Source organism: Uliginosibacterium sediminicola (assembly GCF_039631295.1).
In the GTDB taxonomy this organism is placed as follows: domain Bacteria; phylum Pseudomonadota; class Gammaproteobacteria; order Burkholderiales; family Rhodocyclaceae; genus Viridibacterium; species Viridibacterium sediminicola.
The window spans coordinates 1-24,499 of sequence record NZ_JBDIVE010000004.1; the positions used below are offsets into that span (position 1 = coordinate 1).

At 62.7% G+C, this 24,499-nt stretch carries 29 protein-coding genes; 23 read left to right on the forward strand and 6 right to left on the reverse strand.

Features of this window, described 5'->3' with window-relative positions; genetic code table 11:
• The 8 genes from ABDB84_RS08915 to ABDB84_RS08950 all read left to right on the forward strand — a co-directional run.
• The coding region (locus ABDB84_RS08915) for a DUF2130 domain-containing protein (RefSeq protein ID WP_345919366.1) at positions 1-678 on the forward strand (678 nt) is incomplete at its 5' end.
• Positions 679-763: 85 nt separating this feature from the next.
• The gene (locus ABDB84_RS08920; RefSeq protein ID WP_345919367.1) at positions 764-1,684 is read left to right on the forward strand and encodes a DUF4297 family anti-phage-associated protein; all 921 of its coding nucleotides are present in this window, start codon (positions 764-766) and stop codon (positions 1,682-1,684) included.
• Between the two features lie 694 nt (positions 1,685-2,378).
• Complete coding sequence (locus tag ABDB84_RS08925) at positions 2,379-2,912, forward strand: REP-associated tyrosine transposase (protein ID WP_345919368.1); 534 nt, start codon at positions 2,379-2,381, stop codon at positions 2,910-2,912.
• Between the two features lie 224 nt (positions 2,913-3,136).
• A complete protein-coding gene (locus ABDB84_RS08930) occupies positions 3,137-3,352 on the forward strand; it encodes a PIN domain-containing protein (protein ID WP_345919369.1) in 216 nt (71 codons plus the stop codon).
• A 253-nt stretch (positions 3,353-3,605) separates the two neighbouring features.
• Positions 3,606-3,902, forward strand: coding sequence for a BufA1 family periplasmic bufferin-type metallophore (locus tag ABDB84_RS08935; RefSeq protein ID WP_345919370.1), 297 nt, complete (start codon positions 3,606-3,608; stop codon positions 3,900-3,902).
• A gap of 19 nt (positions 3,903-3,921) precedes the next feature.
• Entirely contained in the window at positions 3,922-4,812 is an 891-nt protein-coding gene (gene bufB, locus ABDB84_RS08940) for an MNIO family bufferin maturase (RefSeq protein ID WP_345919371.1), read from the forward strand.
• The gene (locus tag ABDB84_RS08945) at positions 4,809-5,603 is read left to right on the forward strand and encodes an HvfC/BufC N-terminal domain-containing protein (RefSeq protein ID WP_345919372.1); all 795 of its coding nucleotides are present in this window, start codon (positions 4,809-4,811) and stop codon (positions 5,601-5,603) included. The genes bufB and ABDB84_RS08945 overlap by 4 nt, the downstream gene beginning before the upstream one ends.
• A complete protein-coding gene (locus ABDB84_RS08950) occupies positions 5,600-6,112 on the forward strand; it encodes a DoxX family protein (RefSeq protein ID WP_345919373.1) in 513 nt (170 codons plus the stop codon). The genes ABDB84_RS08945 and ABDB84_RS08950 overlap by 4 nt, the downstream gene beginning before the upstream one ends.
• A 9-nt stretch (positions 6,113-6,121) precedes the next feature.
• Here the strand turns inward: ABDB84_RS08950 and ABDB84_RS08955 are convergent, their stop codons facing one another.
• The 3 genes from ABDB84_RS08955 to ABDB84_RS08965 all read right to left on the reverse strand — a co-directional run bounded on the left by ABDB84_RS08955 (position 6,122) and on the right by ABDB84_RS08965 (position 8,004).
• Positions 6,122-6,346 carry a zf-HC2 domain-containing protein gene (locus tag ABDB84_RS08955; protein WP_345919374.1) on the reverse strand — a complete coding sequence of 75 codons (225 nt, stop codon included), beginning with the start codon at positions 6,344-6,346 and terminating at the stop codon, positions 6,122-6,124.
• On the reverse strand, positions 6,340-6,966 hold the full coding sequence (locus ABDB84_RS08960; RefSeq protein ID WP_345919375.1) for an RNA polymerase factor sigma-70: 627 nt from the start codon (positions 6,964-6,966) through the stop codon (positions 6,340-6,342). Before ABDB84_RS08960 ends, ABDB84_RS08955 begins: the two co-directional genes overlap by 7 nt.
• A gap of 105 nt (positions 6,967-7,071) precedes the next feature.
• A complete protein-coding gene (locus tag ABDB84_RS08965; protein WP_345919376.1) occupies positions 7,072-8,004 on the reverse strand; it encodes a LysR substrate-binding domain-containing protein in 933 nt (310 codons plus the stop codon).
• A 110-nt stretch (positions 8,005-8,114) separates the two neighbouring features.
• Between ABDB84_RS08965 and ABDB84_RS08970 the strand changes: the two genes are divergently transcribed.
• The 15 genes from ABDB84_RS08970 to ABDB84_RS09040 all read left to right on the forward strand — a co-directional run bounded on the left by ABDB84_RS08970 (position 8,115) and on the right by ABDB84_RS09040 (position 21,038).
• Positions 8,115-9,050, forward strand: coding sequence for a VOC family protein (locus ABDB84_RS08970; protein ID WP_345919377.1), 936 nt, complete (start codon positions 8,115-8,117; stop codon positions 9,048-9,050).
• A gap of 28 nt (positions 9,051-9,078) precedes the next feature.
• A complete protein-coding gene (locus ABDB84_RS08975; RefSeq protein WP_345919378.1) occupies positions 9,079-9,498 on the forward strand; it encodes a RidA family protein in 420 nt (139 codons plus the stop codon).
• Positions 9,499-9,500: 2 nt separating this feature from the next.
• A complete protein-coding gene (locus ABDB84_RS08980) occupies positions 9,501-10,226 on the forward strand; it encodes a fumarylacetoacetate hydrolase family protein (protein WP_345919379.1) in 726 nt (241 codons plus the stop codon).
• Positions 10,223-10,969, forward strand: coding sequence for a ribonuclease activity regulator RraA (locus ABDB84_RS08985; protein ID WP_345919380.1), 747 nt, complete (start codon positions 10,223-10,225; stop codon positions 10,967-10,969). The genes ABDB84_RS08980 and ABDB84_RS08985 overlap by 4 nt, the downstream gene beginning before the upstream one ends.
• 9 nt (positions 10,970-10,978) lie before the next feature.
• Positions 10,979-11,407 carry a cupin domain-containing protein gene (locus ABDB84_RS08990; RefSeq protein ID WP_345919381.1) on the forward strand — a complete coding sequence of 143 codons (429 nt, stop codon included), beginning with the start codon at positions 10,979-10,981 and terminating at the stop codon, positions 11,405-11,407.
• Positions 11,404-12,945, forward strand: a complete 1,542-nt coding sequence (locus ABDB84_RS08995) for an aldehyde dehydrogenase family protein (protein ID WP_345919382.1) — start codon at positions 11,404-11,406, stop codon at positions 12,943-12,945. The genes ABDB84_RS08990 and ABDB84_RS08995 overlap by 4 nt, the downstream gene beginning before the upstream one ends.
• Before the next feature lie 71 nt (positions 12,946-13,016).
• Positions 13,017-13,412, forward strand: coding sequence for a nuclear transport factor 2 family protein (locus ABDB84_RS09000; protein WP_345919383.1), 396 nt, complete (start codon positions 13,017-13,019; stop codon positions 13,410-13,412).
• A gap of 22 nt (positions 13,413-13,434) precedes the next feature.
• Entirely contained in the window at positions 13,435-14,895 is a 1,461-nt protein-coding gene (locus ABDB84_RS09005; protein WP_345919384.1) for a 4-hydroxyphenylacetate 3-hydroxylase family protein, read from the forward strand.
• Positions 14,896-14,902: 7 nt separating this feature from the next.
• Positions 14,903-15,469, forward strand: coding sequence for a flavin reductase family protein (locus ABDB84_RS09010; protein WP_345919385.1), 567 nt, complete (start codon positions 14,903-14,905; stop codon positions 15,467-15,469).
• Between the two features lie 40 nt (positions 15,470-15,509).
• Complete coding sequence (locus ABDB84_RS09015) at positions 15,510-16,430, forward strand: hypothetical protein (RefSeq protein ID WP_345919386.1); 921 nt, start codon at positions 15,510-15,512, stop codon at positions 16,428-16,430.
• Positions 16,431-16,460: 30 nt separating this feature from the next.
• Positions 16,461-17,735: an ABC transporter substrate-binding protein gene (locus ABDB84_RS09020; protein ID WP_345919387.1), complete on the forward strand. Its 1,275-nt coding sequence runs from the start codon at positions 16,461-16,463 to the stop codon at positions 17,733-17,735.
• Positions 17,736-17,752: 17 nt separating this feature from the next.
• Positions 17,753-18,472: an ABC transporter ATP-binding protein gene (locus ABDB84_RS09025; RefSeq protein WP_345919388.1), complete on the forward strand. Its 720-nt coding sequence runs from the start codon at positions 17,753-17,755 to the stop codon at positions 18,470-18,472.
• Positions 18,469-19,179, forward strand: a complete 711-nt coding sequence (locus tag ABDB84_RS09030) for an ABC transporter ATP-binding protein (RefSeq protein WP_345919389.1) — start codon at positions 18,469-18,471, stop codon at positions 19,177-19,179. The genes ABDB84_RS09025 and ABDB84_RS09030 overlap by 4 nt, the downstream gene beginning before the upstream one ends.
• Entirely contained in the window at positions 19,172-20,038 is an 867-nt protein-coding gene (locus ABDB84_RS09035) for a branched-chain amino acid ABC transporter permease (RefSeq protein WP_345919390.1), read from the forward strand. The genes ABDB84_RS09030 and ABDB84_RS09035 overlap by 8 nt, the downstream gene beginning before the upstream one ends.
• 4 nt (positions 20,039-20,042) lie before the next feature.
• Positions 20,043-21,038: a branched-chain amino acid ABC transporter permease gene (locus ABDB84_RS09040; protein ID WP_345919391.1), complete on the forward strand. Its 996-nt coding sequence runs from the start codon at positions 20,043-20,045 to the stop codon at positions 21,036-21,038.
• A 78-nt stretch (positions 21,039-21,116) separates the two neighbouring features.
• Here the strand turns inward: ABDB84_RS09040 and ABDB84_RS09045 are convergent, their stop codons facing one another.
• The 3 genes from ABDB84_RS09045 to ABDB84_RS09055 form a co-directional block, all read right to left on the reverse strand.
• Positions 21,117-22,010 carry a LysR family transcriptional regulator gene (locus ABDB84_RS09045; RefSeq protein WP_345919392.1) on the reverse strand — a complete coding sequence of 298 codons (894 nt, stop codon included), beginning with the start codon at positions 22,008-22,010 and terminating at the stop codon, positions 21,117-21,119.
• Positions 22,011-22,087: 77 nt separating this feature from the next.
• Positions 22,088-23,491 carry a CapA family protein gene (locus ABDB84_RS09050; protein ID WP_345919393.1) on the reverse strand — a complete coding sequence of 468 codons (1,404 nt, stop codon included), beginning with the start codon at positions 23,489-23,491 and terminating at the stop codon, positions 22,088-22,090.
• The gene (locus ABDB84_RS09055) at positions 23,484-24,347 is read right to left on the reverse strand and encodes a serine hydrolase (protein ID WP_345919394.1); all 864 of its coding nucleotides are present in this window, start codon (positions 24,345-24,347) and stop codon (positions 23,484-23,486) included. Before ABDB84_RS09055 ends, ABDB84_RS09050 begins: the two co-directional genes overlap by 8 nt.
• Positions 24,348-24,499 lie beyond the last annotated feature (152 nt).

Consider the following 24,499-nt stretch of genomic DNA (forward strand, 5'->3'; position numbering starts at 1 on the left):
CCGCGCGCCTACTTCGAGAAAGACAACGACGCCCGCAGCGGCAGCAAGGGCGACTACATCTTCCGCGACAAGGACGAAGCCGACACCGAAATCGTCTCCATCATGTTCGAGATGAAGAACGAGAGCGACACCACCGCCACCAAACAGCGCAACGAAGACTTCCTCAAGGAACTCGACAAAGACCGCAACGAGAAAGGCTGCGAATACGCCGTGCTGGTCTCACTGCTCGAACCCGAGAGCGAGCTCTACAACACCGGCATCGTCGACGTCTTCCACCGCTACCCCAAGATGTACGTGATCCGCCCGCAGTTCTTCATCCCCATCATCACCCTGCTGCGCAACGCCGCGATGAACTCGCTCAAGTACAAATCCGAACTCGCCCTGGTGCGCGCGCAAAACATCGACATCACCAACTTCGAAAACGAGCTGGAGAGCTTCAAATCCGCCTTCGCCAAAAACTACGACATCGCCTCCCGCCGCTTCCAGACCGCCATCGACGAAATCGACAAATCCATCGACCACCTGCAGAAAACCAAGGAAGCCCTGCTCGGGACCGACCGCAATCTGCGCCTGGCGAATGACAAGGCGCAGGATGTGACAATTAAAAGGCTGACGCGGGGGAATCCGACGATGGCGGGGAAGTTTGCGGAGGTGAAGAAGGGGGAGGCTGGCGAATGACGAAGTGGATGCGGGATAGGGGAAGACGATTAGCACTTCGTCCTATGGGTATCTGGGGGGGGTTTAAGCATGCCGAGGTTTTGCCATGACTGATCGCAGTGCTACAGCGACTATCAAGGGATATTTCTACCAATTTGACCAAACAATCGTGCGATTGCTGGAAGGCTCGGAGCATGCGAGCGTCACGGTTGAAGGGATTGAAGATATCGATATTGACGATGGGAATGACAGTGCCTTCGTCCAATGCAAGTATTACGAGGGGACGGAATACAACCACTCCGTGATCAAGGAGGCGGTAATCCACATGCTGCGGCACTTTCATGCAGCTGGATGTCCAGCCAGTCAAGTCATTAAATACCGACTCTACGGGCACTACAGGAGCGGCCAGACAAAGCTTACGCTCCCCCTGACCGATAACTTCTTGAAAGTGAATTTCCTCACTTACACGAAGGACAAGGAGGAGCACAAGGTTCATGAGGAGCTTGGACTCTCTGGGCCGCAGCTTGCAGCTTTTCGGTCCCTGCTTGATATTGATGTGAATGCGCTCTCCTACGATGCGCAGCAAACAAAACTGCTTAAGCTCCTGGAGTTAGCTATTCCCGGATGCAGCGACGTCGATGCGAAGGTTTTTTACTATCCGAGCGCGATCAATGTGATTCAGCGGCTAGCGATTCAGGCTGACGAGGCGAGGCGAAAGATCACCAAGAAGAACTTTCTTCGGGAAGTGAATAGTAAGGACGTCATCTTCAGGTCCGTAGGGTGCAATAACCGAAGGGCATTGCACCGGATTTCGCGCCGCCAATCCTGCCCAATGCTGAGCACGCTGCGCACCCGGTGTCCCGATGATATGTCTGCCAATTCGGTGGAATGGGGCTCACATGCTGGCGATGACTTTCGGTGCAATGCCCTTCGGTTATTGCATACATGGACGCCCCCGTTTGCAAAGCCAATCTTTTCATTGATGACGACACACGGAGTCGATTGCAGCCATACATTCGGTCTTTAGTGCAGCCTTCGTATGGCTGCTGACGCATGATGAGATTCGCTGGTTGCCGCTCAATCACCCTAACGTGCTCAAAGGCACAGGTCCGTAGGGTGCAATAACCGAAGGGCATTGCACCGGATTTCGCGCCGCCAATCCTGCCCAATGCTGAGCACGCTGCGCACCCGGTGTCCCGATGATATGTCTGCCAATTCGGTGGAATGGGGCTCACATGCTGGCGATGACTTTCGGTGCAATGCCCTTCGGTTATTGCACCCTACGCGGTGGCTTTGATGAAAATGTCCGTCGCCTAGCATTGCACCGGATTTCGCGCCGCCAATCCGCCCGATGCCGAGCACGCTGCGCACCCGGTGTCCCCACGATATGTCTGCCAATTCGGCGGGATGGGGCTCACATGCTGGAGATGACTTTCGGTGCAATGCCCTTCGGTTATTGCACCCTACACGGTGGCTTTGATGAAAATATCCGTCGCCTGGCATTGCACCGGATTTCGCGCCGCTAATCCTACCCAATGCTGAGCACGCTGCGCACCCGGTGTCCCCACGATATGTCTGCCAATTCGGCGGGATGGGGCTCACATGCTGGAGATGACTTTCGGTGCAATGCCCTTCGGTTATTGCACCCTACACGGTGGCTTTGATGAAAATGTCCGTCGTCCGGCATTGCACCGGATCTTTCGCAATGGCAAGCTTTCCCGATGCCCAACTATCTGCGCGCCTGGCGCCCCGGCGGCACTTTCTTCTTTACGGTGAATTTGCTGCAACGGCAAGGCAATGACTTGCTCACGCGCCACATTGATGTGCTGCGACGCGTGGTCATGGATGTGAAGCGCCGTCATCCTTTCGTGATTCATGCATGGGTTGTGTTGCCCGAGCATTTGCATTGCGTGATCGAGCTGCCACCGGATGATGCGGATTTCGCCTTGCGCTGGCGCCTCATCAAAATGGATTTCTCGAAAGCGATTCCGCTCACTGAGCGACGGAATGCTTCTCGCCAGAAGCGCGGCGAACGGGGCATCTGGCAACGTCGATATTGGGAGCACCGGATTCGTGATGAGGCGGATTTCTGCGCGCACATAGATTATGTGCACTTCAACCCCGTAAAACACGGCTGGGTGCGGCGTGTGGCGGATTGGCCGCATTCGACGTTTCACCGGCTGGTGAAAGCCGGTGTTTATCCGGTTGATTGGGCTGGTGGTCTCGAAGAAAACGCTAGCGATCCAGCCAAATGAATGCTCATCGATAAAGCGACGAGATTCGGTGCTACGTGGTGCGATTGCGCATGGCATCTGACCGCGCACCCTAGATATTAATAATTCGGAACGCAAAGCGCTTCCGCCCATCCACCTCTCGTGCAGCCTGATCTCTGCCCTGCTAGCCGTAGTCGAGGCGGGCGAGGAGATTGCTGTGACGCGTCACGGCAAGGTCATTGCACGTCTGATCACGCTTGGCGGAGTTGGCGCAACGCTTGCCCTTGCTCGGCACGGAGCGCGAAACCTGTCGTCGTTATGCCCAGGTGCGCGCCCATCTTGAAGCGCATGGCACCCCTATTGGCGCCAATGACACCTGGATTGCCGCACAGGCATTGGCTGCTGATGCGCTACTCGTCACCGACAAGGAGCGGGAGTTTGCGCGCGTACCGGGATTGGTGATTGAGAACTGGTTGCGCTAGGGGCTGGCCTAGCTGAGGCCCTTGGGGGTCAATCGCCGACGAGCATTGCAGCAGATGTCCGCATTCGCCGCTCGATCTTCCGCGCCAGCGGGCGGGCGCGTCGACCACGCGCAAAAAAAATTTCACTCCAGCTGTAAGAAGCGGGCGGCTCGCTACGACTGAATCAGCAAGCCCCGGCATGACGCAGTGCAGATTCTGGCGCGGGGCGGTTGCCAGACGAGCCAACTTCTTAACTTTTTGTGGAGATTCAATCATGAGCAAGACTTTTACCCGTTCCCTTCCTGCTGCTGCGCTGGCCCTGGCGATTGGTGCTGCGCTGAGCCTGCCTGCTGCGGCGAATGCTGCCGATACCGAAAAATGCTACGGCGTCGCCCTCAAGGGCAAGAACGATTGCGCGGCGGGGCCGGGTACGACCTGTGCAGGTACGTCCAAGATGGATTACCAGGGCGCCTCGTGGAAGCTGGTGCCGGCGGGTAGCTGCGAGAAGACGGCGTCGCCGACTTCGCCGAGCGGCTTTGGCCAGCTCAAAGCCTTCAAGGAAAAGGCCTGATCGACTCCCGGAGCGCGCGATGAATCGTGATGACAATTTCATTGCAGGCCTGCATCGCGCCACGCCGGGGGCTGGCGCGCCGATGCTCCCCTTGCGGGCGGGCATCGGCCTCAAGCCGCAGCATTTCCGCGACATCCTGCACAGCCTGCCGGAGATCGGCTTTTTTGAAGTGCATGCCGAGAACTACATGGTGGCGGGCGGGCCTTTTCATCATTACCTGGGCCGCATCCGCGAGCATTACCCGCTGTCGATCCACGGCGTGGGCCTGTCGATTGGCGCCGAGGCGCCGCCGGACGAGGCGCATCTGGATCGCCTGGCGGCGTTGCTGGAGCGCTATGCGCCGCAGTCTTTTTCCGAACACCTGGCCTGGTCCACCCACGATGGCCGCTTTTTCAATGATCTCTTGCCGCTGGTGTACGACCGCGCCAGCCTGCAGCGCGTGTGCACGCACATCGACCGGGTGCAGGAGCGGCTTGGCCGCCGCATGCTGCTGGAGAATCCGGCGAGCTACCTAGAGTTTGCCGCCTCCAGTGTGGACGAGGCGGACTTCATCAGCGAAGTGGTGCAGCGTACCGGCTGCGGCTTGCTACTCGATGTGAATAATGTCTACGTCTCCTGCGTCAATCACCAGCGCGACGCCAAGGCTTATCTGGCGCGGCTGCCGCTTGCAGCGACGGGCGAGATCCATCTGGCCGGCTTTGCCCGCGATACGGATGAAGACGGCAGCAGCTTGCTGATCGACAGTCATGGCAGCGCGGTGGACGCAGCCGTCTGGGCCTTGTATGCCGATGTGCTGGATATGATCGGGCCGCAGCCGACACTGATCGAGCGCGATAACGATGTGCCCGCGCTGGCCGTGCTGCTCGACGAAGCCAGGCAGGCCGAACAGCTGCTGCAGGTGGCACGATGAACGCGGCGAGCGTGCAGGCGGAGTTTGCTGCCGCCGTGCTGGACCCGGAACGGCCTTGCCCGACCGGCCTCACACGCTGGAACGGCGGCGTACCGGCGCGGCGTCTGGCGGTGTATCGCAACAATGTGGTCAGCTCGCTGGTCGATGCGCTGGCCGATACTTTTCCGGTCGTCGCCGAGCTGGTCGGCGAGCCTTTCTTTCGCGCCATGGCGCGCTGCTTCGTGCAGGCGCAGCCGCCCAGCTCGCCATTGCTGGTGAACTACGGCGCCGGTTTCGCGGCCTTCGTGCGCGACTTTCCGCCGGCGGCGTCGCTACCTTATCTGGCTGAGGTGGCACAACTTGAATATGCACGCGTGGTGGCCTGCCACGCGGCCGATGCCGCCAGCCTGAGCCCGGCTCAGATCGCCGCCGAGCTTGCAGACGCCGAACGCGCCGGCGCCTGTCGCCTGCTGCTGCAGCCTTCGCTGCATTGCCTGCGCGGCGAGTTTGCTGCGGTGTCGCTGTGGGCTGCGCATCAAGGGCTGTGCCGCATCGAGTCGGTAGATCCCTTCCGCGCCGAGCATGCCCTGGTGTGGCGGCAAGACCTGGAGGTGCAGGTAATGGCGGTGGATGCCGCCGGCCTGCTGTTCATCGAAGCACTGCAGCAGGGCCGCACGCTGGGTGAGGCGGCTGCGTCAGCACTCGCGCTGCAGGCGGACTTCGAGCTTGGCGCGGCACTCGCCCAGCTGATCGGCGCCGCGCTGATCAGCGCATTTGATTTTTCCGACGATAGCGAAAGAGAACCGACATGAATCCAAGCCCTGCCGACGGCGCACGCTCGCCTGTCGCCCTGCTGCACTATGCAATGGCCTGCTGCGCGCGCATCCCGCCCGATCTGATCGCGCTGCTGGCGCGCTTTTCGATTGCCGCCGTGTTCTGGAAATCGGGCCAGACCAAGATCGAGGGGCTGGCCATCGACATCGTGGACGGCAGTTTCCAGTTCGGCTGGCCGCATCTGGCGGCCTCGACCATTCCGCTGTTTGCCGAGGAATACAAAGTGCCGCTGATCCCCAGCGAGCTTGCCGCCTACGCCGCAGCGTTCGCAGAGCATTTTTTCCCGCTGCTGATCCTGCTCGGGCTGGGCACGCGCTTCGCAGCGCTGGCCTTGCTCGGCATGACCTGCGTGATCCAGATCTTCGTCTACCCCGGCGCGTATCCCACGCATGGAACCTGGGCCGCCTTGCTGCTCTACCTCATCGCCCAGGGGCCAGGGCGCGTAGCACTGGATCACTGGCTGGCGCGGCGTTACGGCCTGCGTTGAGCGGGCGCCTCAAGCGCCGGGTTCTTCGCCATCGTCCGGCGGCGGAGCGCCAGCCGCGCCCTTGCCTTTGGCATACACGCGGCTGAGTTGGCGCAGGCTGCCCATCTGCGCGTCGAAATTGCTGCAGCCGCTGCACATCATGAGGTGGAAGCGCAGATTGATCGCTTCGCGCAAGCTGAGCTTGCGTTCAAGCTTTTCAGACATCAGGCGGGTGGCATTGTGGCAGTTCAACATACCTGATCTCCAGACACGAACCATTTGTTTTCCAGGCATTCGCGCAAGCGCAGGCGCGCGCGGTGCAGGCTGACATTGAGATTGCTCACGCTGATGCCAGCCACCGCGCAGATCTCGGGGGAGTCCATTTCGACGAACTCGCGCATCATGAACAAGCGCGCTTGCTGACTGGGCAGATTGTCGAGACAGGCTTCGAAGACGCGCCAGAACTGCTGCGTGTGCATGGCACCCTCCGGGTTGCCCCAGGCCTGCGGGCGCTCGTCCGGCTGCCAGTGACCCCTGGCATCGAACAGCTCGTCGAAGTCTTCTTCCTCTTCATCACTGTGCAGCAGGCGGCTGGCCTCCTGCAGCGCCTGACGCTGGCGCAGGATGTCGCCAATCTTGTTCTTGAGGATCGCAAACACCCAGGTCTTGAACGCGGCATTGCCGGCGAAGGAGTCGGCATTCTTCATCGCACCGATCAGCGCTTCCTGCACAGCATCTTCGGCCAGCTCGGCATTGCTGAGCTGCAGCGTGGCAAAGCGCAGCATCTGCCGGCGCAGCGCGGTGATGAAAACCGGGTCGTGCAAACCCTGGCTGCTACTGCGCTGTTGCTCATCAGTGCGTATGTGTTCGGTCACCAATCCTGTCCTCATGTGCATTCGGCACTAGCCTTACGGGATGATATTCAGGATGCCGCCGGACACCAAGACAATCTTGCAAGGCCCACCAAAAATGCCATATGCCTACAGCTTGCGGCTGGTTTCTTCCAGACTCTCCAGCAAGACTTCAAGCGCATGGGTGACCGGACTGCTCTTGAGCCACATCATGCCGACCGGGCGCATCAGGCGCGCCAGACGCAGCGGCAGGATCGACAGCGTGCCGGCCGCTTGCAGGCGACGGGCGACCGTGCCGGGCAGAGTGGCGACCGCATCGCTGGCTTGCACGTAGTTGAGCGACACGTTGAGCGAGAGCGTTTCGATGTAGTTGAGTGGTGGCCCGACACCGTGGGCGCTGAAGGCGACCAGCAGCGGCTGGCGCAGCAGGGAATCAGACGGAGGCAGCACCCAGGGGTAGCGGGCGACTTCTTCCCAGTCGACCGAGCTTTGCTCGAACAGCGGGTGGCCGCAACGGGCGACGAGCAGGGTGTCGTCGTCGAACAGCGCTTTTTCGGCGAGGTCTGGAATCAGACGACGGGTTGGCAGGGTACCGATGATGGCATCGAGATTGCCCACGCGTAGCTCGTTGAGGAGCAGGTCCATGGTCGCCTCGCGCACGAAGACGCCGGTTTGCGGCTGCTTGCGCTTGTAGTCGGCAATGGCGTGCGGCAACAACCATGAGGCAGACGCCGGCTGACTGCCGATGCGCAGACGGCGGCTGGCACCACTGGCGGCCGAGTGCAGTTCATCGCCCGCCTCGGCAAGGTCGTGCAGCATCTTGCGTGCGTGGCGAATCAGCACGCTGCCGTACTCGGTGGGCTTGAGGCCACGGCCCGTGCGCAGGAAGATCTTTTCGCCAAGGCCTGATTGCAGCTCGGCCAGGGTTTTCGACAGCGCTGGCTGGGTCACGTTGAGCAACGAAGCGACCTTGCCCAGATGGCGGTAGTCGTCGAGTGCAACGAGCAGCTGCAAGTGCCGGAATTTGAGATTGGCTCGGATGTACCAGTCCAGACGCGCCACGTGTATGCCCTGATATGAGTATTTGGTTATCTCATTTTCCAACAATCTCATTGGAAGCTGCGTAATTTTTTGGCAATACTGGCCTCATGAATTTCAGCGAGAGCCCAGCCGTGACAGTTGCCCGTGACATCCTTTACGTTCGCTACCAGCTTGCCGATCTGGACAGCGCCGAGGCCTTCATGACCGACTTCGGTCTGACCACGGTGCAACACGACGCAAAGGTTCTGCGCATGCGTGGTGCCGAGGCGGCGCCCTTCATCTACGAAGCAGTGAAGGGTGATGAGAACCGTTTTCTGGGTGTCGGTTTCAGCGTGCGCTCACGCGCCGCGCTGCAGCATCTGGCGAGCTTGCCCGGTTCTGCGCCCGTTGCCCCGCTCAACACCAAGGAGGGCGGCGAATTCGTGCGCATGCAGATGCCCGACGGCTTCCTGATCGACGCGGTGTGGAGCAGCGAGCGCCCGGCGGATTGCCGCGTGCGCGGGCCCTTCAGTTTCAACGCCGGTCATCGCAAACAGCGCACCAATGCGAGCATCCGCCAGCGCGCCGAAGCAGCGCCGGCGCTGCGTCTGGGGCATGTGGTGCTGCATGTCAGCAATCACCGCGAAGCGGTGCGCTGGCTCAACGAACGCCTGGGGCTGATTGCCTCGGATCACTTCGGCCCGCCGCCGGGGCGCATCGAAGATGCAGTCGGCAGCTTCATGCGCGTCGATGCCGGTGGCGAGTACGTCGATCACCACTGCCTGCTGGTGCTGGAGTCCAAGCGCATCGGTGTGCACCACTGCTCATTCGAACTGCAGGACATCGACCACCTGATGGCCGCCCATGACTATCTGCTGGCACGTGGTTACCGGCTCGATTGCGGCGTTGGTCGCCATTTGCTGGGCAGCCAGATCTATGACTACTGGCGCGACCCGGCAGGCTTTCGCGTCGAGCATTACACCGATGGCGACATCGTCAATGCACAGCACACGCCCACCGTGTTCACCGGCAGCGCCGACGAGACCACGCAGTGGGGCATGGCGCCCGACAAAGCCTTTTTTGATTGATACCTCTTCCCCCCGACAAAGCTAAAACATGATCACACGAATCACCAGTGCCAGCATCCGTGAGCCCGCCCCCGGCTTGTGGTCCAACTGCCTGAAGGTAGGCGACACCGTCTATGTGTCCGGCCTGACCTCGCGCGACCGCGACAACCAGGTGCAGGGCGACGACGAATATACCCAGTCCATCAACATCTTCCAGCGCATGGGGCAGCTCTTGCAGGCCGCCGGCGCAACACCGGACGATGTGGTCAAGCTCAATCTGTATCTGACGCGTATCGATCAGCGTCAGGCGGTATGGCGGGCGCGGCAGGAGTTCTTCGGCATGGCGCGTTGCTTTCCTGTGGCGACACTGGTTGAAGTGAGTTCGCTGCAACCTGGCGTGCTGGTCGAGATCGAAGCCGTGGCGGCGCTTGGCCACGGTGGTCGCCCGCTTGAGACGATGGAGGCCTGAGCATGAGTGAGCACTACACACACGCGGCCCACATCACCAGTGTGCCGGTTGCCGGGCGCACGCAGCGCTTCCCGATCCACCGCGTTTACTGCGTCGGCCGCAACTATGCCGATCACGCGCTGGAGATGGGTGTCGACCCGCGCATCGACCCGCCCTTCTTCTTCTGCAAGCCGGCCGATACCGTGTTTGCGCCCGAGACGCCGGAGGCTGTGCTGGAGCTGGCCTATCCGCCGCAAACCAGTAATCTGCACTATGAGGTGGAACTGGTGGTGGCCATCGGCCGCGGTGGCCGCAACATCACCAAGGAAAACGCACACGAACACATCTTCGGCTATGCCGTAGGCATTGACATGACGCGGCGTGATCTGCAGCAGGCGATGCGCAAGGCGGGCAAGCCCTGGGAGATCGGCAAGAGCTTCGAGCGCTGCGCGCCCATCGGCCAGATCCAGCCGCTGGCCAGCACCGGGATCATCGACAGCGGCGAGATCCAGCTCAGCGTCGCCGGCAAGCCCTGCCAGCACAGCAATCTGGACAAGCTGATCTGGTCGATTCCCGAGATCATTGCCGACCTCTCGGCCTTGTTCACGCTGCAGGCGGGCGACCTCATCTTCACCGGCACGCCCGAGGGCGTCGGCCCGGTGGTGGCGGGTGACACCATGCTGGCCGAAGTAGCTGGTGTAGGCCAGCTGCAGGTGCGCGTCACCGATACCGTGACGGAGGCAGCATGAACGAACCGGATGTCATGCCGCTGAGCACGCAGACGCGTGAGCTGCTCGCGCAATCGAGCAGCTCAACCATCGCCAATGTGTTGTTGATGCGCTTTGGTCTGCGCAACAGCTATCTGCTCGGTCTGTTCGCCGTGCGCAGCGGACTGCCGCGCATGGTTGGCCCGGCCTTCACCCTGCGCTTCATCCCGGCGCGTGAAGATATCGACACGATGCAGAACTACCAGCGCGACGACAATCCGCATCGGCGTGCCATCGAAGAGTGCCCGGCCGGCTGCGTGCTGGTGATCGATAGCGGTGGCAGCACGCGCGCCTCCTCGGCGGGCGACATCATGGTGGCGCGGCTGTCGATGCGGGGCGTCAGCGGCATCGTGACCGATGGCGGCTTTCGCGACACACCGTCCATTGCACGCATCGGCCTGCCCGCCTACCAGCGTGAAAACGCGCCGCCGGCAACCCCGATTGGCCTGCATCCACTGGAGCTCAACAAGCCGATTGGTTGCGCAGGCGTCGCCATCTACCCCGGCGACATCATCGTTGGCGACGATGAAGGCGTCGTCGCCATCCCCTCGCAGCTCGCTGATGAAGTCGCTGAAGCGGCCTTCGCCCAAATGCAGTACGAGCGCTATGTGGAGACCCAGATTCCGCGCGGCCGTGCGCTGTTCGGCCTGTTCCCCGGCACCGACGAGAGCCGTGCCGATTACGAACGCTGGGTGGCCGCCGGTCGGCCCAGCAGCTTTCCATAAGGTGCACGAATGGATACCAGCAAGCTTCCCGCGACGCTCGAAATGCTCTTGCACAGCACCGAGCTGGACCCCGCGAAATGGATCGACTTCCCCGAGTACGGCTTCCGTCAGTACTTCCTGTGGAAGAACGCCGAGACGGGCGCCAGCATCGCCTTGCTCGAATACCAGCAAGGCGGGCGCATTCCGGTCAAGCACACGCATGCCTCCAACCAGTTCATGTATTGCCTGGAAGGCGACTACGAGTACACCGATACGCAGCTACGCCTCAAGCCCGGTTCCTTCTACATGAACCCCAAGGATCATCCGCACGGACCGACGATTGCCCATGCCCGCAGCGTGCTGATCGAGATCTACGACGGACCGCACTACTACGCCAAACCGGTATTCCATACGGATGAATCGATTGGCGGATTTCTCTCTCAGCAAGACAAGGAATGATGATGTTCGACACCTTTGAAACACTCAGCGCGCTGGGTCTGGGCGCTCTCAATTCCGGCGCCTGCGCGGGGAGCGCAGAGGCCTGGACGGCACTCGATGCCGCCAGCAGCTTTGCCGCCATCAACCCGGCAACCGGCGAAGCCACCGCCCGCATCACGCCCGCCACGGCGGAAGATTTCGAACGCATCACGGCCAATGCCGTGGCGGCCCAGCTGCGCTGGCGCATGGTGCCGGCGCCGGTGCGCGGCGATCTGGTGATGCGCATCGGCGAACTGGTCAAGGAGCACCACACGCTGCTGGGTCAGCTGGTCGCCATCGATACCGGCAAGTCGGTGATGGAAGGCAAGGCCGAGGTCAAGGAAGTCATCGACATGGCCACCATGGCGGCTGGCCAGTCGCGCATGCTGTACGGCTTCACGCAGCAATCGCAGCGCGCACGCCACCGCATGTATGACCAATGGTTGCCGCTGGGCGTGACCGGCATCATCTCGGCCTACAACTTCCCTGCTGCGGTGTGGGCGCAGAATGGCTTCCTGGCCGCCATCGGTGGCAATACGGTGATCTGGAAGCCCAGCCCAAAGGTCTCGCTGACCGCGCTGGCCTTGCAGCACCTGAGCAATCGCGCCATGAAAGAGCTGGGCCAGGAAGGGGTGTTCTCCCTGTTCCTGCCCGAGGACAATGCCGTTGCGGAATTGCTGATCAGCGATCCGCGCATCGCCCTGGTGTCCTTCACTGGCTCCAGCGGCGTTGGCCGCAAGGTGGCACAGATCGTTGGCGCGCAGCTGGGCCGTCGCTACATGCTCGAATGCTCGGGCAACAATGGCTGCATCGTCGATGAGACCGCCGACCTCAAACTTGCTGCACGCTCGATCACCTTTGGCGTCGTCGGCACCACCGGCCAGCGTTGCACCAGCACGCGCCGCGTGATCGTGCAGAAGAGCGTTGCGGCGCGCTTTACCGAATTGCTGGCGCAATCATTCGCGCAAATCAAGGTTGGCGATCCACGCGAAGCTGACGCCGTGGTCGGCCCGCTGATCGACAAAGCCGCCGTCGGACATTTCGAAGAGGCCATCGCGCAGGCGGTCGCACTGGGTGGCCGTGTGGTTTACGGCGGCAAGCGCATCGAGCGCCCCGGCTATTACGTGGAGCCGACCATCATCGCCGGAGCAGACAACAGCTGGCCCTGCGTGCAGCACGAAACCTTTGCGCCCATCGTTTACATCGTCGAGTACGACACGCTGGAGCAAGCCATCGACCTGCACAACGGCGTGGTCCAGGGCCTGGCCTCGGGCATCCACAGCCAGGACATTTCCAATATCGAGCTGTTCCTCTCCGCCGCCGGCAGCGACTGCGGCATCGCCAAGGTGAATATGGGTACCACGGGCGCCGATGTCGGCGCGGCCTTTGGCGGCGAAAAGGAAACCGGCGGCGGGCGCACAGCTGGATCCGACGCCTGGAAGGGCTATATGCGGCGCCAGAGCGTGTGCATCAACTGGAGTCGGGAATCACCCTGGGATCAGCGCATCAAGCTCGACTAAGCCGTACGCAGCGGCACACCTTCTCTCATTTTGAAATCAAGCGTCCCGCAAGACGGGGCACAGGCGGAACCATGTCTATTGAAATCGTAAAGCAGTTTCACGCACTGGCCGGCAGCGGTCAGTTTGCCGAGGCGCTGGCGCTTTTTGCTGATGATGCAGTCATTGAATTCCACGGCCCGGCGAGCATCCCGCTGGCTGGCCGGCATGTCGGTCGCGCAGCGATCGGCAAGTTCTTCGCCACGATCGGCAGCGCGCTGGAGATCGAACATTTCGAGGCCAGCGAGTTTATCGATGGCGGCAGCAGCGTCGTGGTGCTGGGACGCGAACGCTCGCGGGTCAAGGCCACAGGCCGCGTCTTTGACGTGCCCTGGGTACAGGTGTGGCGCAGCAATGGCCGGCAGCTGACCGCACTGAGCGACTTTTTTGACACCGGCTCGATGGCGCAGGCCTTCGTTCAAGCCGCTTGAAGCACCGACACGAGGAGAGATCATGAGTACCAGCAGAACAGGTGAGGACTACATCAACAGTCTGCGCGATGGACGCGCGGTCTATATCAATGGCGAGCGTCTGGACAATCACGTCGACCATCCGGCTTTCCGCAATGCGATTCGCACGGTCGCCGGCCTCTACGATTATCAAGCCGCCAATCCCGAGACGATGAGCTTCCGCTCGCCCGGCAATGGCCGCGAGGTGAGCTTTGCATGGCAGATTCCGACCACGCCGGAGCTGCTCAAGAAGCGCGCCGAGGGTCACCTCGCCGTCGCCCGCCAGACCGGTGGCTGGCTAGGCCGCTCGCCCGACCACGTGCCCTCGGCCCTGGTCGGCATGATGGCCGGCATCGAGGTGCTCGAAGAGTACGACAGCAAGCGCGCGGCGGCACTCAAGGCCTATTACGAGTGGGCACGCGACAATGATGTGGCGATGACCTACACCATCGTCAATCCGCAAGGCGACCGCTCCAAGGATGTTGGCGAGCAGGGCAACAAGTACCACTCGCTGTGTGTCATTGATGAGGATGCCGAAGGCATCACCGTGCGCGGCGCCAAGATGCTCGGCACCTCGGCGACCCTGGCGCAGGAGTGTTTCGTCGGCGTGCAGAACCCGCTCAAGCCCGGCGATGAAGACTACGCCCTGTCCTTCGCCATCCCGATGGGCGCCAAGGGCGTGCGCACGCTGTCGCGCCGTTCGTATGAAGCGGCCGCCAGCTCGGAATTCGACTACCCGCTGGCGACGCGCTTTGACGAGAACGACGCCCTGGTGTTCTTCGACGATGTGAAGGTGCCCTGGGAACGCGTGTTCATCTACAAGCGCCCGGACCTGGTCAATTCGCTGTTCCACAAGACCGCTGCCGAAGCACTGATGAATCTGCAAAGCCAGGCCCGCCTGACCGTCAAGCTGCAGTTCCTGCTGGGTGTGGCGCGCCGCGTCACCGAGACCACCGGGGTGATCAACTTTCCGCCGATCCAGGACATCCTCGGCAAGCTCGCCGCGCAGGCGATGGCGGTTGAAGGCGCCTTCCGTTCGCTGGCCAATGACCCGACCCGGCGTGGCGATGTGTATGTGCCCAAGGCCTCACGTGTGTATTCGGCAACCTCGATCGGGCAGGAACTCTACCCGCTGTTCGTCAACGAGATCCGTGGTCTGGTGGGCGGTGGCGTGATCATGCTGCCTTCATCGGTCGAGGATTTCGCCAACCCCGAGATGAGCGCAATGATCGAAGCGACGCAGCGCTCCGGCGCCACCACGCCGCTCGGTCGCGTCAAGCTGATGAAGCTGGCCTGGGACGCGCTGGGTTCGGAATTCGGCTCGCGTCACACGCAGTACGAAATGTTCTATTCCGGCCCGCCCTTCGTGCAGCACATGCGCTGCTTCGGCAACTACGACTGGAACGCCTCGACCTCCATGGTCGACGGCATTCTCGACAGCATCCAGCTACCCGCCAAGGCCTGAGGACATCATGACTGCGCATGTCGCCTGGATTCCCCAGCCCACCGCCGGCGTATCCGCCGGCCCCTCGTCCTACCTCAGTGCAGAAGAGGCGCAAGCCGCGTTTCGCGGTGCCATGCGCCGCCTGGCGGGTGCAGTGCACCTGGTCACCACGCGCGCTGGCGAAGAGCTTGGCGGGCTCACCGCCACAGCGGTCTGTTCGCTGACTGCCGCACCGCCGCGCGTACTGGCCTGCATCAATCTGGCCGGACGCAGCTACCGCATGATCTGCGAGAGCCGCGTGATGGCCGTCAATGTACTCGGCGCCGAACACGAGGAAGTGGCCAAGCGCTTTGCCAACCCCAAATGCGGCAATCCCTTCGAGGGCAGCGAGCAATGGACCCAGGCGACGACCGGTGCGCCGCTGCTGGTCGGCGCGCAGGCGAGTTTCGACTGCGCCGTGGAACAGATCCTGGTCACCAGCACCCACGCCATTGTCATCGGCGACATCCGTCACATCAGTTATCAGGAGAGCGGCAAGCCGCTGCTCTACGCCGAGGGGCAGTTCATGAGTACCGCGCCACTCAGTTTCGCTTGATCCATCCCGCACCCATCAAAACGATCAGAAAGGCCCCAACATGCAACCCAGCAGACTCCCCGCCGCGCTCGTGGTCAGCGCCATCGCTCCGCTCGCAGCCCTGGCAGGCAATAGTGCCCAGGCAGCAGCTCTCGACTTCAAGAATGTCGCCACCAATATTCAATATGCCTACGCGCTGGATTCCAGCGAAGACAAGGCGCTGGGCTATGGCGCCGCAAGCAGCAAGCTGAGAACCTTCCGCTTCCACCATGAGGACTCGTGGCGCTTCGGCAACAACTCCTTCCTCTACGACTACCTCAAGAGCGACAAGGCGCTGGGCGGCGAAGTGTTCGGCCCGAACAAACCGGCCAATTTCGCTTACGGCGATGGCAGTGGTACCTATTTCTGGGTCGCCGAATCGGAACTGCTGGGCAGCAAAGTCTTCGGCCTGGAAGAAGGCAAGGGCTTGCTCAAGGACATCGGCTTGTCAGCCCGCGTCGAGCGTGGCGGCTACTACAAGTTCCATGCCTTCGAGTACGGCCCGCGCGTGCACCTGAATGTGCCTGGGCTGGATGTCTTCAAGCTGGCGCTGTGGCGCCGTGAAAAGTCCGACATCTCGGGCTCCGCCGGCAAGGGTGGCTTCGATGTCGGCACACGTCGCGATTATCGCGACAGCTGGCTGGTCGGCGCCGACCTGAAAACTTCGTGGCAGATGTTCGGCTACAAGTGGACCTCGCAAACCTTCATCCGCTACCAGATCGGCCGTGGTGGCAAGGCTGCCGCAACGGGCGACGAGAACATCAATGGCATTCCGTCACGCGTGTGGATCGAACCCGATGTGTTCATGGAACTGAACCCGCACCTTGCCATCGGCCTGCGCGACTACTACCTGCGCCAGAGCGACGCCATCGACAACGGCTACAGCACCGCGGGCACCAAGGCGCACCACGTGCCGCAGATCGTGCTCAAGGCCAGCTTCTGAGCGCTCCCAATCCTGATTAGCGAGGCCAGCATGAAACCCATCAAGTCCGTCCATCGTCGCCAGCTCTTGCAAGGCTTGTCGGCCGCCGCGCTGTCGCTGACGCTGCCGCGCATGGCCAGTGCGCAGAGCAAGGTGATCCGCATCGGCTACGTCTCACCGCAAACCGGCCCGCTGGCCGCGTTCGGCGAGACCGACAACTTCACCCTGGCGCAGGTGCGCGAAGCGCTCAAGGCAGGCATCAAGATCGGCAATCAAACGTATGCCGTCGAGATCATCGTCAAGGACAGCCAGTCCAACCCGAATCGTGCCGCCGAAGTGGCGATGGACCTGATCAACAAGAGCAAGGTCCAGCTGATGCTCTGCGCGGCCACGCCGGATACCGTCAATCCGGTCAGCGATCAGTGCGAGCTGGCCGAAGTGCCCTGCGTGTCGACGGCCTCGCCCTGGGAGTCCTGGTACTTTGGCCGTGGTGGTACGCCGGCCAAAGGTTTCGACTGGACCTATCACTTCTTCTTCGGCCTGGGCGATGGCATCGCGGCCTACACCGCGCTGTGGCAGAAGCTGCCAACCAATAAGGTGGTCGGTCTGCTGTGTCCGAATGATGCCGATGGCGAGGCCTGGGCCGACAAGCAGCACGGTTTGCCGCCGGCCCTGCAGAAGCAGGGTTACAAACTTGTCGATCTGGGCCGCTTCCAGTCCGGCAGCGACAACTACACGGCGCAGATCACGGCCTTCAAGAAAGCCGGTGTGGAGATCGTCAGCGGCGTGCTCAATCCGCCGGATTTCACGACCTTCTGGAATCAGGCACGACAGCAGGGCTTCAAGCCGAAGATTGTGACGGTGGCCAAGGCGATGGTGTTTCCGCAAGCGGTCGACAACCTCGGCACCGCCGGTGATGGCGTAACCGCCGAGGTGGTGTGGTCACCTTATCACCCCTTCAAATCCTCCCTCACCGGGGCCAGCTCGGCGCAAGTGGCCGAAGCCTGGGAAGGGCGTGCGAAGAAACAATGGACGCCGCCGCTGGGCTGGATTCATGCGCTGTTCGAGGTCGGCATCGACGCACTGCGGCGCAGTGGCGACCCCTTCAAAGCGGCCGCCGTGCGCGATGCGATCAAGGCGACCAAGCTGCAAACCCTGGCTGGCGCGGTCAATTTCACCAACGGGCCGATGAAGAACGTGTCCTCGATTCCGCTGGTGACCGGGCAGTGGAAATCCGGCGGCAAGTTCAAGCATGACATCGAGATTGTCTCCAATGAATCTGCGCCTGCAGTCGGTCTGACCGGCAAGCTGCGTGCCTTGAGCTGAGCGGAACGGAGTCTGTTATGGCCGGCTTGCAGCTGGAGGGACTGCACAAGTCCTACGGAGCGCTCAAGGTGACGGACGATTTGAGCTTCTCGCTCGAATTCGGCCGCACGCTCGGGGTGATCGGGCCGAACGGTGCGGGTAAAAGCACCTTGTTTAATCTGATCACCGGCGTCGTGCCGCCTGATGCCGGCCGCATCATTTTTGACGGGCAGGACATTACGCGGCGCCCGGCGACACAGCGCGCGCGCATCGGCATCTGCCGCTCCTACCAGGTGCCGCAGCCCTTCAACAACATGAGCGTGTTCGAGAACCTGCTGGTGGGTGCCAGCTTCGCTGCCGGCATGTCCGAACGCGAAGCGCGCACGCACTGTGCGCAGATCCTCGAACAAACCGGTTTGCTCGCGCGCGCCAATGAACCGGCCGGGCAGCTGCGTCTGCTCGACCGCAAGCGGCTCGAAATGGCGCGCGCGCTGGCGGCCAAACCGCGCCTGCTGCTGCTCGATGAGATCGCTGGCGGACTGACCGACGATGAATGCCAGTCCTTGTTGCAACTGATCCGCAGCATTCACGCGCAAGGCGTGGCGATCATCTGGATCGAACATGTGGTGCACGTGCTGACCTCCTTCGTCGACCGCTTGCTGGTGTTGAACTTCGGCGCAAAACTGGCCGACGGCACACCCGACGCGGTGATGGCCGATGCCGAAGTGCAGCGCGTTTACATGGGGCTTGAAGCATGAGTGCATGGGCGCTTGAAACACGCGGGCTATGTGCATGGCATCGCGATCTGCAAGTGTTGTTCGATGTTGACATCCAGGTGCCGGAAGCCGCCGTGGTGGCTTTGATCGGCGCCAACGGCGCAGGCAAATCCAGCCTGCTCGACAGCCTTGCCGGACTGGTGCGCAGCCGTGGCAGCATCGCGCTCGGCGATACGCCACTGCAGGGGCTGAGCCCGGCACGCATCGCGCAGCTGGGGCTGGCCCTGGTGCCTGAGGGCCGCCGCCTGTTCCCTTCACTGAGCATCGAAGAAAACCTGCTCATCGGCGCCGCATCAGGGCGCAGCGGGCCGTGGAATCTGGCGCGCATCTACGCGCTCTTTCCGGTGCTGGCGGAGAAGCGCCACGCGCCCTCACATTCGCTCTCCGGCGGGCAGCAGCAGATGGCCGCCATCGGCCGCGGCCTGATGTCCAACCCGCGCGTGCTGATGTGCGACGAGATCTCGCTGGGCTTGTCGCCCGCGGTCGTCAAAGGCATCTACGAGCAACTGGGCACGATCACCCGCGAAGGCACGGCCATCGTGCTGGTCGAACAAAGCATCGTGCTGGCCATGCAGGCGGCACAACACGTCTATTGCATGCGTGAGGGGCAGGTCGTGCTGAATGGCGCGCCTGAGGCACTGACACGCGAGCAAATCAGCCAGGCCTATTTCGGAGCGCACCATGAGTGATTGGTTGGGAATCGTGGTGCAAGGCATCCTCACCGGAGGACTCTATGCCTTGTTCGCCGCCGGTTTGTCGATGAGCTTCGGCATCCTGCGCATCGTCAATCTGGCCCATGGTGATCTGATCGTGCTGGCCTGCTTCGTCGCCTTGATGGTGGTGGAAACACTCGGCCTGCCGGCGCTGACAAGCTTCATCTTCGTCGTACCGGCAATGTTCGCGCTCGGCTACGCGCTGCAACAGGGCTTGCTGAACCGTGTCATCGGCAATGGCGAGCTGCCCCCGCTGCTGACGACGTTCGGGCTGTCCATCGTCATCCAGAACAGCTTGCTCGAACTGTTCAGTGCTGACAATCGCAAACTGCAAGCCGGTGCCATCGAAGTACAGAGCCTCGATCTGCTGCCGGGCGTCACGGTGGGCTGGCTGCCCCTGCTGATGTTCCTCTGCGCCGTCGTGCTGCTGGCACTGCTGCATGCACTGTTCTTCCGTACCCGCCTGGGGCGCGCCTTCCGCGCCGCCGCCGATGACCCGCGCACACTCTCGCACATGGGCTACGAGCCCAAGCGCATCTATGCCTTGGCCATGGGTACAGCGATGGCGGTGTGCGCAGTCGCCGCCGTGTTCATGGCAGTGCGCACGCAATTCACCCCGCTGTCCGGGCCGGCACGCCTGCTGTTCGCCTTTGAGGCGGTGATCATCGGCGGCATGGGTTCGATCTGGGGCACCTTCCTCGGTGCGCTGCTGCTCGGTGTGGCGCAGGCCGTGGGCGCCGCACTCGACCCCGTGCTGGAGACTCTGGCAGGCCATGTGCTGTTTTTCATCCTGCTCCTGCTACGCCCGCAAGGCTTGATTGCCAAAGGTAAATGAAGTGATGAACCCTGATCGCTCCGCTGCCACGCGCAGCCTCGTCGCAGGCGGCTGTTGCTTCCTGCTGTGCATCGTGCTCGGCCTCGCCCCCTGGTGGCTGGAACGCGCCAGCTTGTTGCGCGCGGTCGAGTTTGCGTACTACATCGCCCTCGCCCAGATGTGGAACCTGCTCGCCGGATATGCCGGATTGATGTCCATCGGGCAACAGATGTTCGTCGGTATCGGCGCCTATGTTCTGTACGCCATGGTCATCAAGCTCGGCTGGGGCGTGCTGCCTGCGCTCCTGCTGGCCGGCAGCGCTGCTCTCGTCATCGCCCTGCCCGCGGCCTTGCTGCTGTTCCGCCTGCGCGGCGCACAGTTCGCGATTGGCTCCTGGGTGCTGGCCGAGAGCGTGATGCTGCTGGTGACCCGCAGTGAAGATCTGGGCGGCGCCTCTGGTCTCAGCCTGCCCGCGACAGCAGTGCGCGCCATGGCCGCCTCGGCCGACGAGCGAATCCAGCTCATCTGGTGGCTGGCCCTGCTGCTGGCCATAGGCAGCACCTTGCTGGTGTTCCTGTGGCTGCGCTCACGCCAGGGGCTGGCCCTCACCGCGCTGCGCGACAACGAGACCGCCGCTGCGGGCCTCGGCGTTGACACCCGTCGCGTGAAATTCGCGGTCTATCTCGCCGTGGCCGGCATGAGTGGCCTGATCGGCGCGCTGATCTTCCTCAACAAGCTGCGCATCTCGCCCGGTGCGGCTTTCAGCATGAGCGACTGGACCGCCAGCGTGATCTTCATTGTAGTCATCGGCGGCATTGGCAGCATCGAAGGTCCGCTGCTCGGCGCGCTGATCTTCTTCGCCTTGCGCGAGGTGTTCGCCGCCTACGGCGCCTGGTACCAGATCCTGCTCGGTGCGACCGCCATCCTGGTGATGATCAAAGCGCCACGGGGTGTGTGGGGACTGCTGTCAGCACGCTGGGGCTGGTCCTGGTTGAGCGTACGGCGATTGCTGAAGAACTGATTTTCGCGCGCACACTGGCCACGGTGGCCAGCGCTTGATGCTGGCGTGTCGCCAGACCGCCATTCACTCGACGCGGCTTCACTCATGCACTGCCAGATGGCCGATGAAGTGGCGTGCGAAGTCGTCGAGCACCTTGGCGCGTGGCTGGTCGGCGCGAAAAGCCAGGCCGAAGGTGTAGGCGATGCGCGGGCGGAAGGGCCGGCAGACAATCGGCAGATGACTGAAGTGCGAGGCGAGCAGCGAGTTGATGATGGAGATGCCGAGGCCTTCCGCGACAAAGCCGCAGGCGGCGCCGGCCGAATGCACTTCGATGCGCACCTTGGGGATGAACTGCGCGGCGCGGAAGGCCAGATCCAGCTCGGTGCGCAGGGCGCGCTGGCGGCCGAGCAGGACCAGCGGTTCCTTGCGCAGATCATCGAGCGTGATCTGCGCGCGGGCACTGAGCGGGTGATCGAGGGGCAGGACGCAGACCGCTTCGCTGACCAGCGTGTGCACGATGTCGAAGTCGGCCAGCGCACTGGGCACGCGCACGAAGCCGATGTCGGCCGAGCCGTCGAGCACCGCGCGCTCGATGGCTTCGTAGGAGCCGGAAACGATCTCGACCACGGTATTGGCGTGCTCGGCGATGAAGTCCGCCACCACGCGCGGCATCAGCTGCTGCGCCATGCTGATCGGCACGCCAACCTTGATCAGGGTCTTGCGGATGCCGCCGACGCGCAGGGCATCGGCCAGGCGTTGCACGCGCTGCACTTCTTCGACCACACGATTGATCTGCGCCAGCAATTCCTCGGCGTCTGGCGTGGCCAGCAAGCGCCCCTTGCGCCGCACGAACAGCGACAGGCCCAGCGATTCCTCAAGCTGCGTCAGCAGGCGACTGGTGGCTGACTGCGAGAGGCCCAGCCGGGCCGCCGCCGCAATCGTCGAACCGCTGGCCATGATCGCCTGGAAGGCCTCGAACTGCTTGAGATTCATTGCGCGATGCTCCTCGATACAGCCGTGTCCGAAAGGCACTTAGTATCACGAAACGCCGCGCACTGCAGGCGGCCTGATCAGCAGCGAATGAGGCCGAGGCCTGCGGTGATCTCGATCTCGGTGCCGAACGGGGCGGACAGTCGCTGCAAGCGCTGCAGGATGCGCTGCGCGTCTTCGCCCTGAGCCAGACGCGGGATGCCGCGATCGGCATCGCGCTCGTTTTGCCAGTGCATCTCGACCGGGTGCAACTCGATCGCCTGCAGCCTGCCGTTGGCCTGATAGCGATTGATGGCGATCACGCTCTCGTACCAGATCTGTTCCTTGAACACGCCATGCACGCGGCGATGTTCCATGAACTCCGCCTCGGTCATGCTGCCCGGTTCGAGCTTGTCCTTGTCGTATTCATCGCGGGTAATCGGGAACTGCTGGTTCTCCATGAAGAAGAAGTTGCCCAGCGAGTAGTAGATCGGCCGCCCCTGGTAGATCTCGATGCCGCGCAGCTGATGCGGGCCGTGGCCGATCACCGCATCGGCGCCCTGATCGATGGCCTCGCGGGCGATCAGCGGCATGAAGTCGGGCGGCGTTTCGCTGAAATTGCCCGGCTCATGCGTGTGCAGCGAAAACACCGCAAAGTCGCTGCTCTGCTTGGCCTGGCGGATGTTGTGGAGGATGCGCCGGCGGTCCGCTTCGTTGAGGCTGAAGCTGAAGGCGACGTCCTGATCCAGATCGGCGCGGGCACGGTACTTGGTGTCGAACAGGCTCACCACCTGGTTGCGCGCGTCGGCGGCGAGGATGGAGCGCCGCATCATGCCCTTGGGCAAGGCGTCGCGCAGCGCGGCAAGCTGTTGCAGGCGCTGTTCGGAGACCAGCACGTAACGCGTGCTGCGCAAGGCGTTGAGGCCGGGGCGCCCGGGAATCTGGCCGAGCGGGTCGATGGCGCGCGCATCGGCCTCGAAGCGCGAAGCTGCGGCGACCAGGCTGACGCGCCCGGCGGCGGTGCTGAGGATCGCCGGCGCGCTGGCCTGCGCAAGCGTCTCGCCGGTGCCGGCCTGGACGATGCCTGCCGCGCGGAACAGCGCATCGGTGCTGCGCAGGCCCGCCACGCCCCAGTCGGTGCTGTGATTGTTGGCGCGGCTGAGCAGCGTGAAGCCCATCTTGCGCAGATCTTCAGCCACCGCAGGCGTGCTGATCAGCCACGAGCCGCCCGACAGCGCGGCGGGGCTGCCGCCGAATTGCTGCAGGTCGATGGCCGTGCCTTCAAAATTGCCAAAACAGGCATCGGCGTTCTGCAGCAAGGCCAGCAGATCGGGCGAGCGGCGCGCCAGACGGGCGTGGATCGCATCGGAGATGATCAGGTCGCCGACCGCGCTGAGCGTGAAGCCGGCAGCTACGTTGGCATCGCGCCAATTAGGCGCGAGCTCGCCCGGCGCGCCGGGCTGGCTGGAGTGTTGAGTCTGGGTCTGAGTCTGAGTATCAGCCATGCTGTGCGGCCTCCACAGCAATGCCGTCCCAGCACGCACGCGCCAGACGGCCCAGGGTTGAGAAGGCAGAGGCGTAGCCGGGCAGGCCATCCGGCATCACCAGCGGCACCTGGTCGGTGTAGCCGGTGAAGATGAACAGTGGCTTGCCGTCGCGGAACACGATGCCACCATCCATGCGGCCACGCTTGCCGGTGCCACCCTTGTGCGCCACCTTGGCATCGGCTGGCAGCAAGGAGGCCATCTTGGTCCGCAGCTTCTGCCAACTCAGCACCTCGATGGCAAACGCGCATTGCGCCTGCGTGCAGCCGAGCAGTGGCGCGCCAGCGGGACTCTGCGCACCTTGCAGGATCAGCTCGTAGAGACGGCCCTGATCGCCGGCACTCGTCGTCGTCACTTCCTCCAGCGCGTGATCCAGCGGCAGGTCGGGGCGCGGAATGGTGTTGCGGTGCCGGGTATTGTGCAGCCCGGCGCGCTGGCAGAAGTCATTGATTTCGTCGAGGCTGATGCGTTCGAGCACCATGCGCGTGCACACATTGTCACTGACGATGATCATCTGCACGAGCGCGTCGCGCAGGCTGATGCTGAATCCGGGCGTGAGGTACTTGAAGGTGCCGGAGACCACGCCTTCGCGCAAGCGCTCCTCGTACAGAATCGGCTCGGCAAGATCCAGCCGACCCTCGCCGACCGCGCGCAGCACCGCCATCAGGATCGCCGTCTTGCGCGTGCTGCCCGACGCGAATGGCATATCGCCGTTGCGCTGCAGGATTTCGCCGCTGACCAGATTGCGGACGTACCACGCCGTGGTGTAGATCTGCTCGTCGCAAATGCGGTTCAAGCGCAGTGCCAGGTCTTCCATGAGCCCTCCTTCAATCCATCCTGCGCTGCGCAGCTAGACAGCTCAGGATTTGCCTTTGGCATACACCGGCGCGGCGAGCGCGCGGGTGCATGAACGAAGCCGATCATAGTCAGCCGCGTTTTGGCCGCGCAAGGGTATGCGCGAAATGGATT

What these genes read in the sequence shown, in the direction of transcription:
- ABDB84_RS08990 (WP_345919381.1), top strand. Translation starts at nt 10,979, where the DNA reads ATGGATACCAGCAAGCTTCCCGCGACGCTCGAAATGCTCTTGCACAGC.
- ABDB84_RS08955 (WP_345919374.1), bottom strand. Translation starts at nt 6,346, where the DNA reads ATGTTGAACTGCCACAATGCCACCCGCCTGATGTCTGAAAAGCTTGAA.
- bufB (WP_345919371.1), top strand. Translation starts at nt 3,922, where the DNA reads ATGAATCGTGATGACAATTTCATTGCAGGCCTGCATCGCGCCACGCCG.
- ABDB84_RS09020 (WP_345919387.1), top strand. Translation starts at nt 16,461, where the DNA reads ATGAAACCCATCAAGTCCGTCCATCGTCGCCAGCTCTTGCAAGGCTTG.
- ABDB84_RS08975 (WP_345919378.1), top strand. Translation starts at nt 9,079, where the DNA reads ATGATCACACGAATCACCAGTGCCAGCATCCGTGAGCCCGCCCCCGGC.
- ABDB84_RS09010 (WP_345919385.1), top strand. Translation starts at nt 14,903, where the DNA reads ATGACTGCGCATGTCGCCTGGATTCCCCAGCCCACCGCCGGCGTATCC.
- ABDB84_RS09025 (WP_345919388.1), top strand. Translation starts at nt 17,753, where the DNA reads ATGGCCGGCTTGCAGCTGGAGGGACTGCACAAGTCCTACGGAGCGCTC.
- ABDB84_RS08935 (WP_345919370.1), top strand. Translation starts at nt 3,606, where the DNA reads ATGAGCAAGACTTTTACCCGTTCCCTTCCTGCTGCTGCGCTGGCCCTG.
- ABDB84_RS09040 (WP_345919391.1), top strand. Translation starts at nt 20,043, where the DNA reads ATGAACCCTGATCGCTCCGCTGCCACGCGCAGCCTCGTCGCAGGCGGC.
- ABDB84_RS08995 (WP_345919382.1), top strand. Translation starts at nt 11,404, where the DNA reads ATGATGATGTTCGACACCTTTGAAACACTCAGCGCGCTGGGTCTGGGC.
- ABDB84_RS09000 (WP_345919383.1), top strand. Translation starts at nt 13,017, where the DNA reads ATGTCTATTGAAATCGTAAAGCAGTTTCACGCACTGGCCGGCAGCGGT.
- ABDB84_RS08945 (WP_345919372.1), top strand. Translation starts at nt 4,809, where the DNA reads ATGAACGCGGCGAGCGTGCAGGCGGAGTTTGCTGCCGCCGTGCTGGAC.
- ABDB84_RS08950 (WP_345919373.1), top strand. Translation starts at nt 5,600, where the DNA reads ATGAATCCAAGCCCTGCCGACGGCGCACGCTCGCCTGTCGCCCTGCTG.
- ABDB84_RS08920 (WP_345919367.1), top strand. Translation starts at nt 764, where the DNA reads ATGACTGATCGCAGTGCTACAGCGACTATCAAGGGATATTTCTACCAA.
- ABDB84_RS09030 (WP_345919389.1), top strand. Translation starts at nt 18,469, where the DNA reads ATGAGTGCATGGGCGCTTGAAACACGCGGGCTATGTGCATGGCATCGC.
- ABDB84_RS09035 (WP_345919390.1), top strand. Translation starts at nt 19,172, where the DNA reads ATGAGTGATTGGTTGGGAATCGTGGTGCAAGGCATCCTCACCGGAGGA.
- ABDB84_RS09015 (WP_345919386.1), top strand. Translation starts at nt 15,510, where the DNA reads ATGCAACCCAGCAGACTCCCCGCCGCGCTCGTGGTCAGCGCCATCGCT.
- ABDB84_RS09050 (WP_345919393.1), bottom strand. Translation starts at nt 23,491, where the DNA reads ATGGCTGATACTCAGACTCAGACCCAGACTCAACACTCCAGCCAGCCC.
- ABDB84_RS09055 (WP_345919394.1), bottom strand. Translation starts at nt 24,347, where the DNA reads ATGGAAGACCTGGCACTGCGCTTGAACCGCATTTGCGACGAGCAGATC.
- ABDB84_RS08980 (WP_345919379.1), top strand. Translation starts at nt 9,501, where the DNA reads ATGAGTGAGCACTACACACACGCGGCCCACATCACCAGTGTGCCGGTT.
- ABDB84_RS09005 (WP_345919384.1), top strand. Translation starts at nt 13,435, where the DNA reads ATGAGTACCAGCAGAACAGGTGAGGACTACATCAACAGTCTGCGCGAT.
- ABDB84_RS08925 (WP_345919368.1), top strand. Translation starts at nt 2,379, where the DNA reads ATGCCCAACTATCTGCGCGCCTGGCGCCCCGGCGGCACTTTCTTCTTT.
- ABDB84_RS09045 (WP_345919392.1), bottom strand. Translation starts at nt 22,010, where the DNA reads ATGAATCTCAAGCAGTTCGAGGCCTTCCAGGCGATCATGGCCAGCGGT.
- ABDB84_RS08985 (WP_345919380.1), top strand. Translation starts at nt 10,223, where the DNA reads ATGAACGAACCGGATGTCATGCCGCTGAGCACGCAGACGCGTGAGCTG.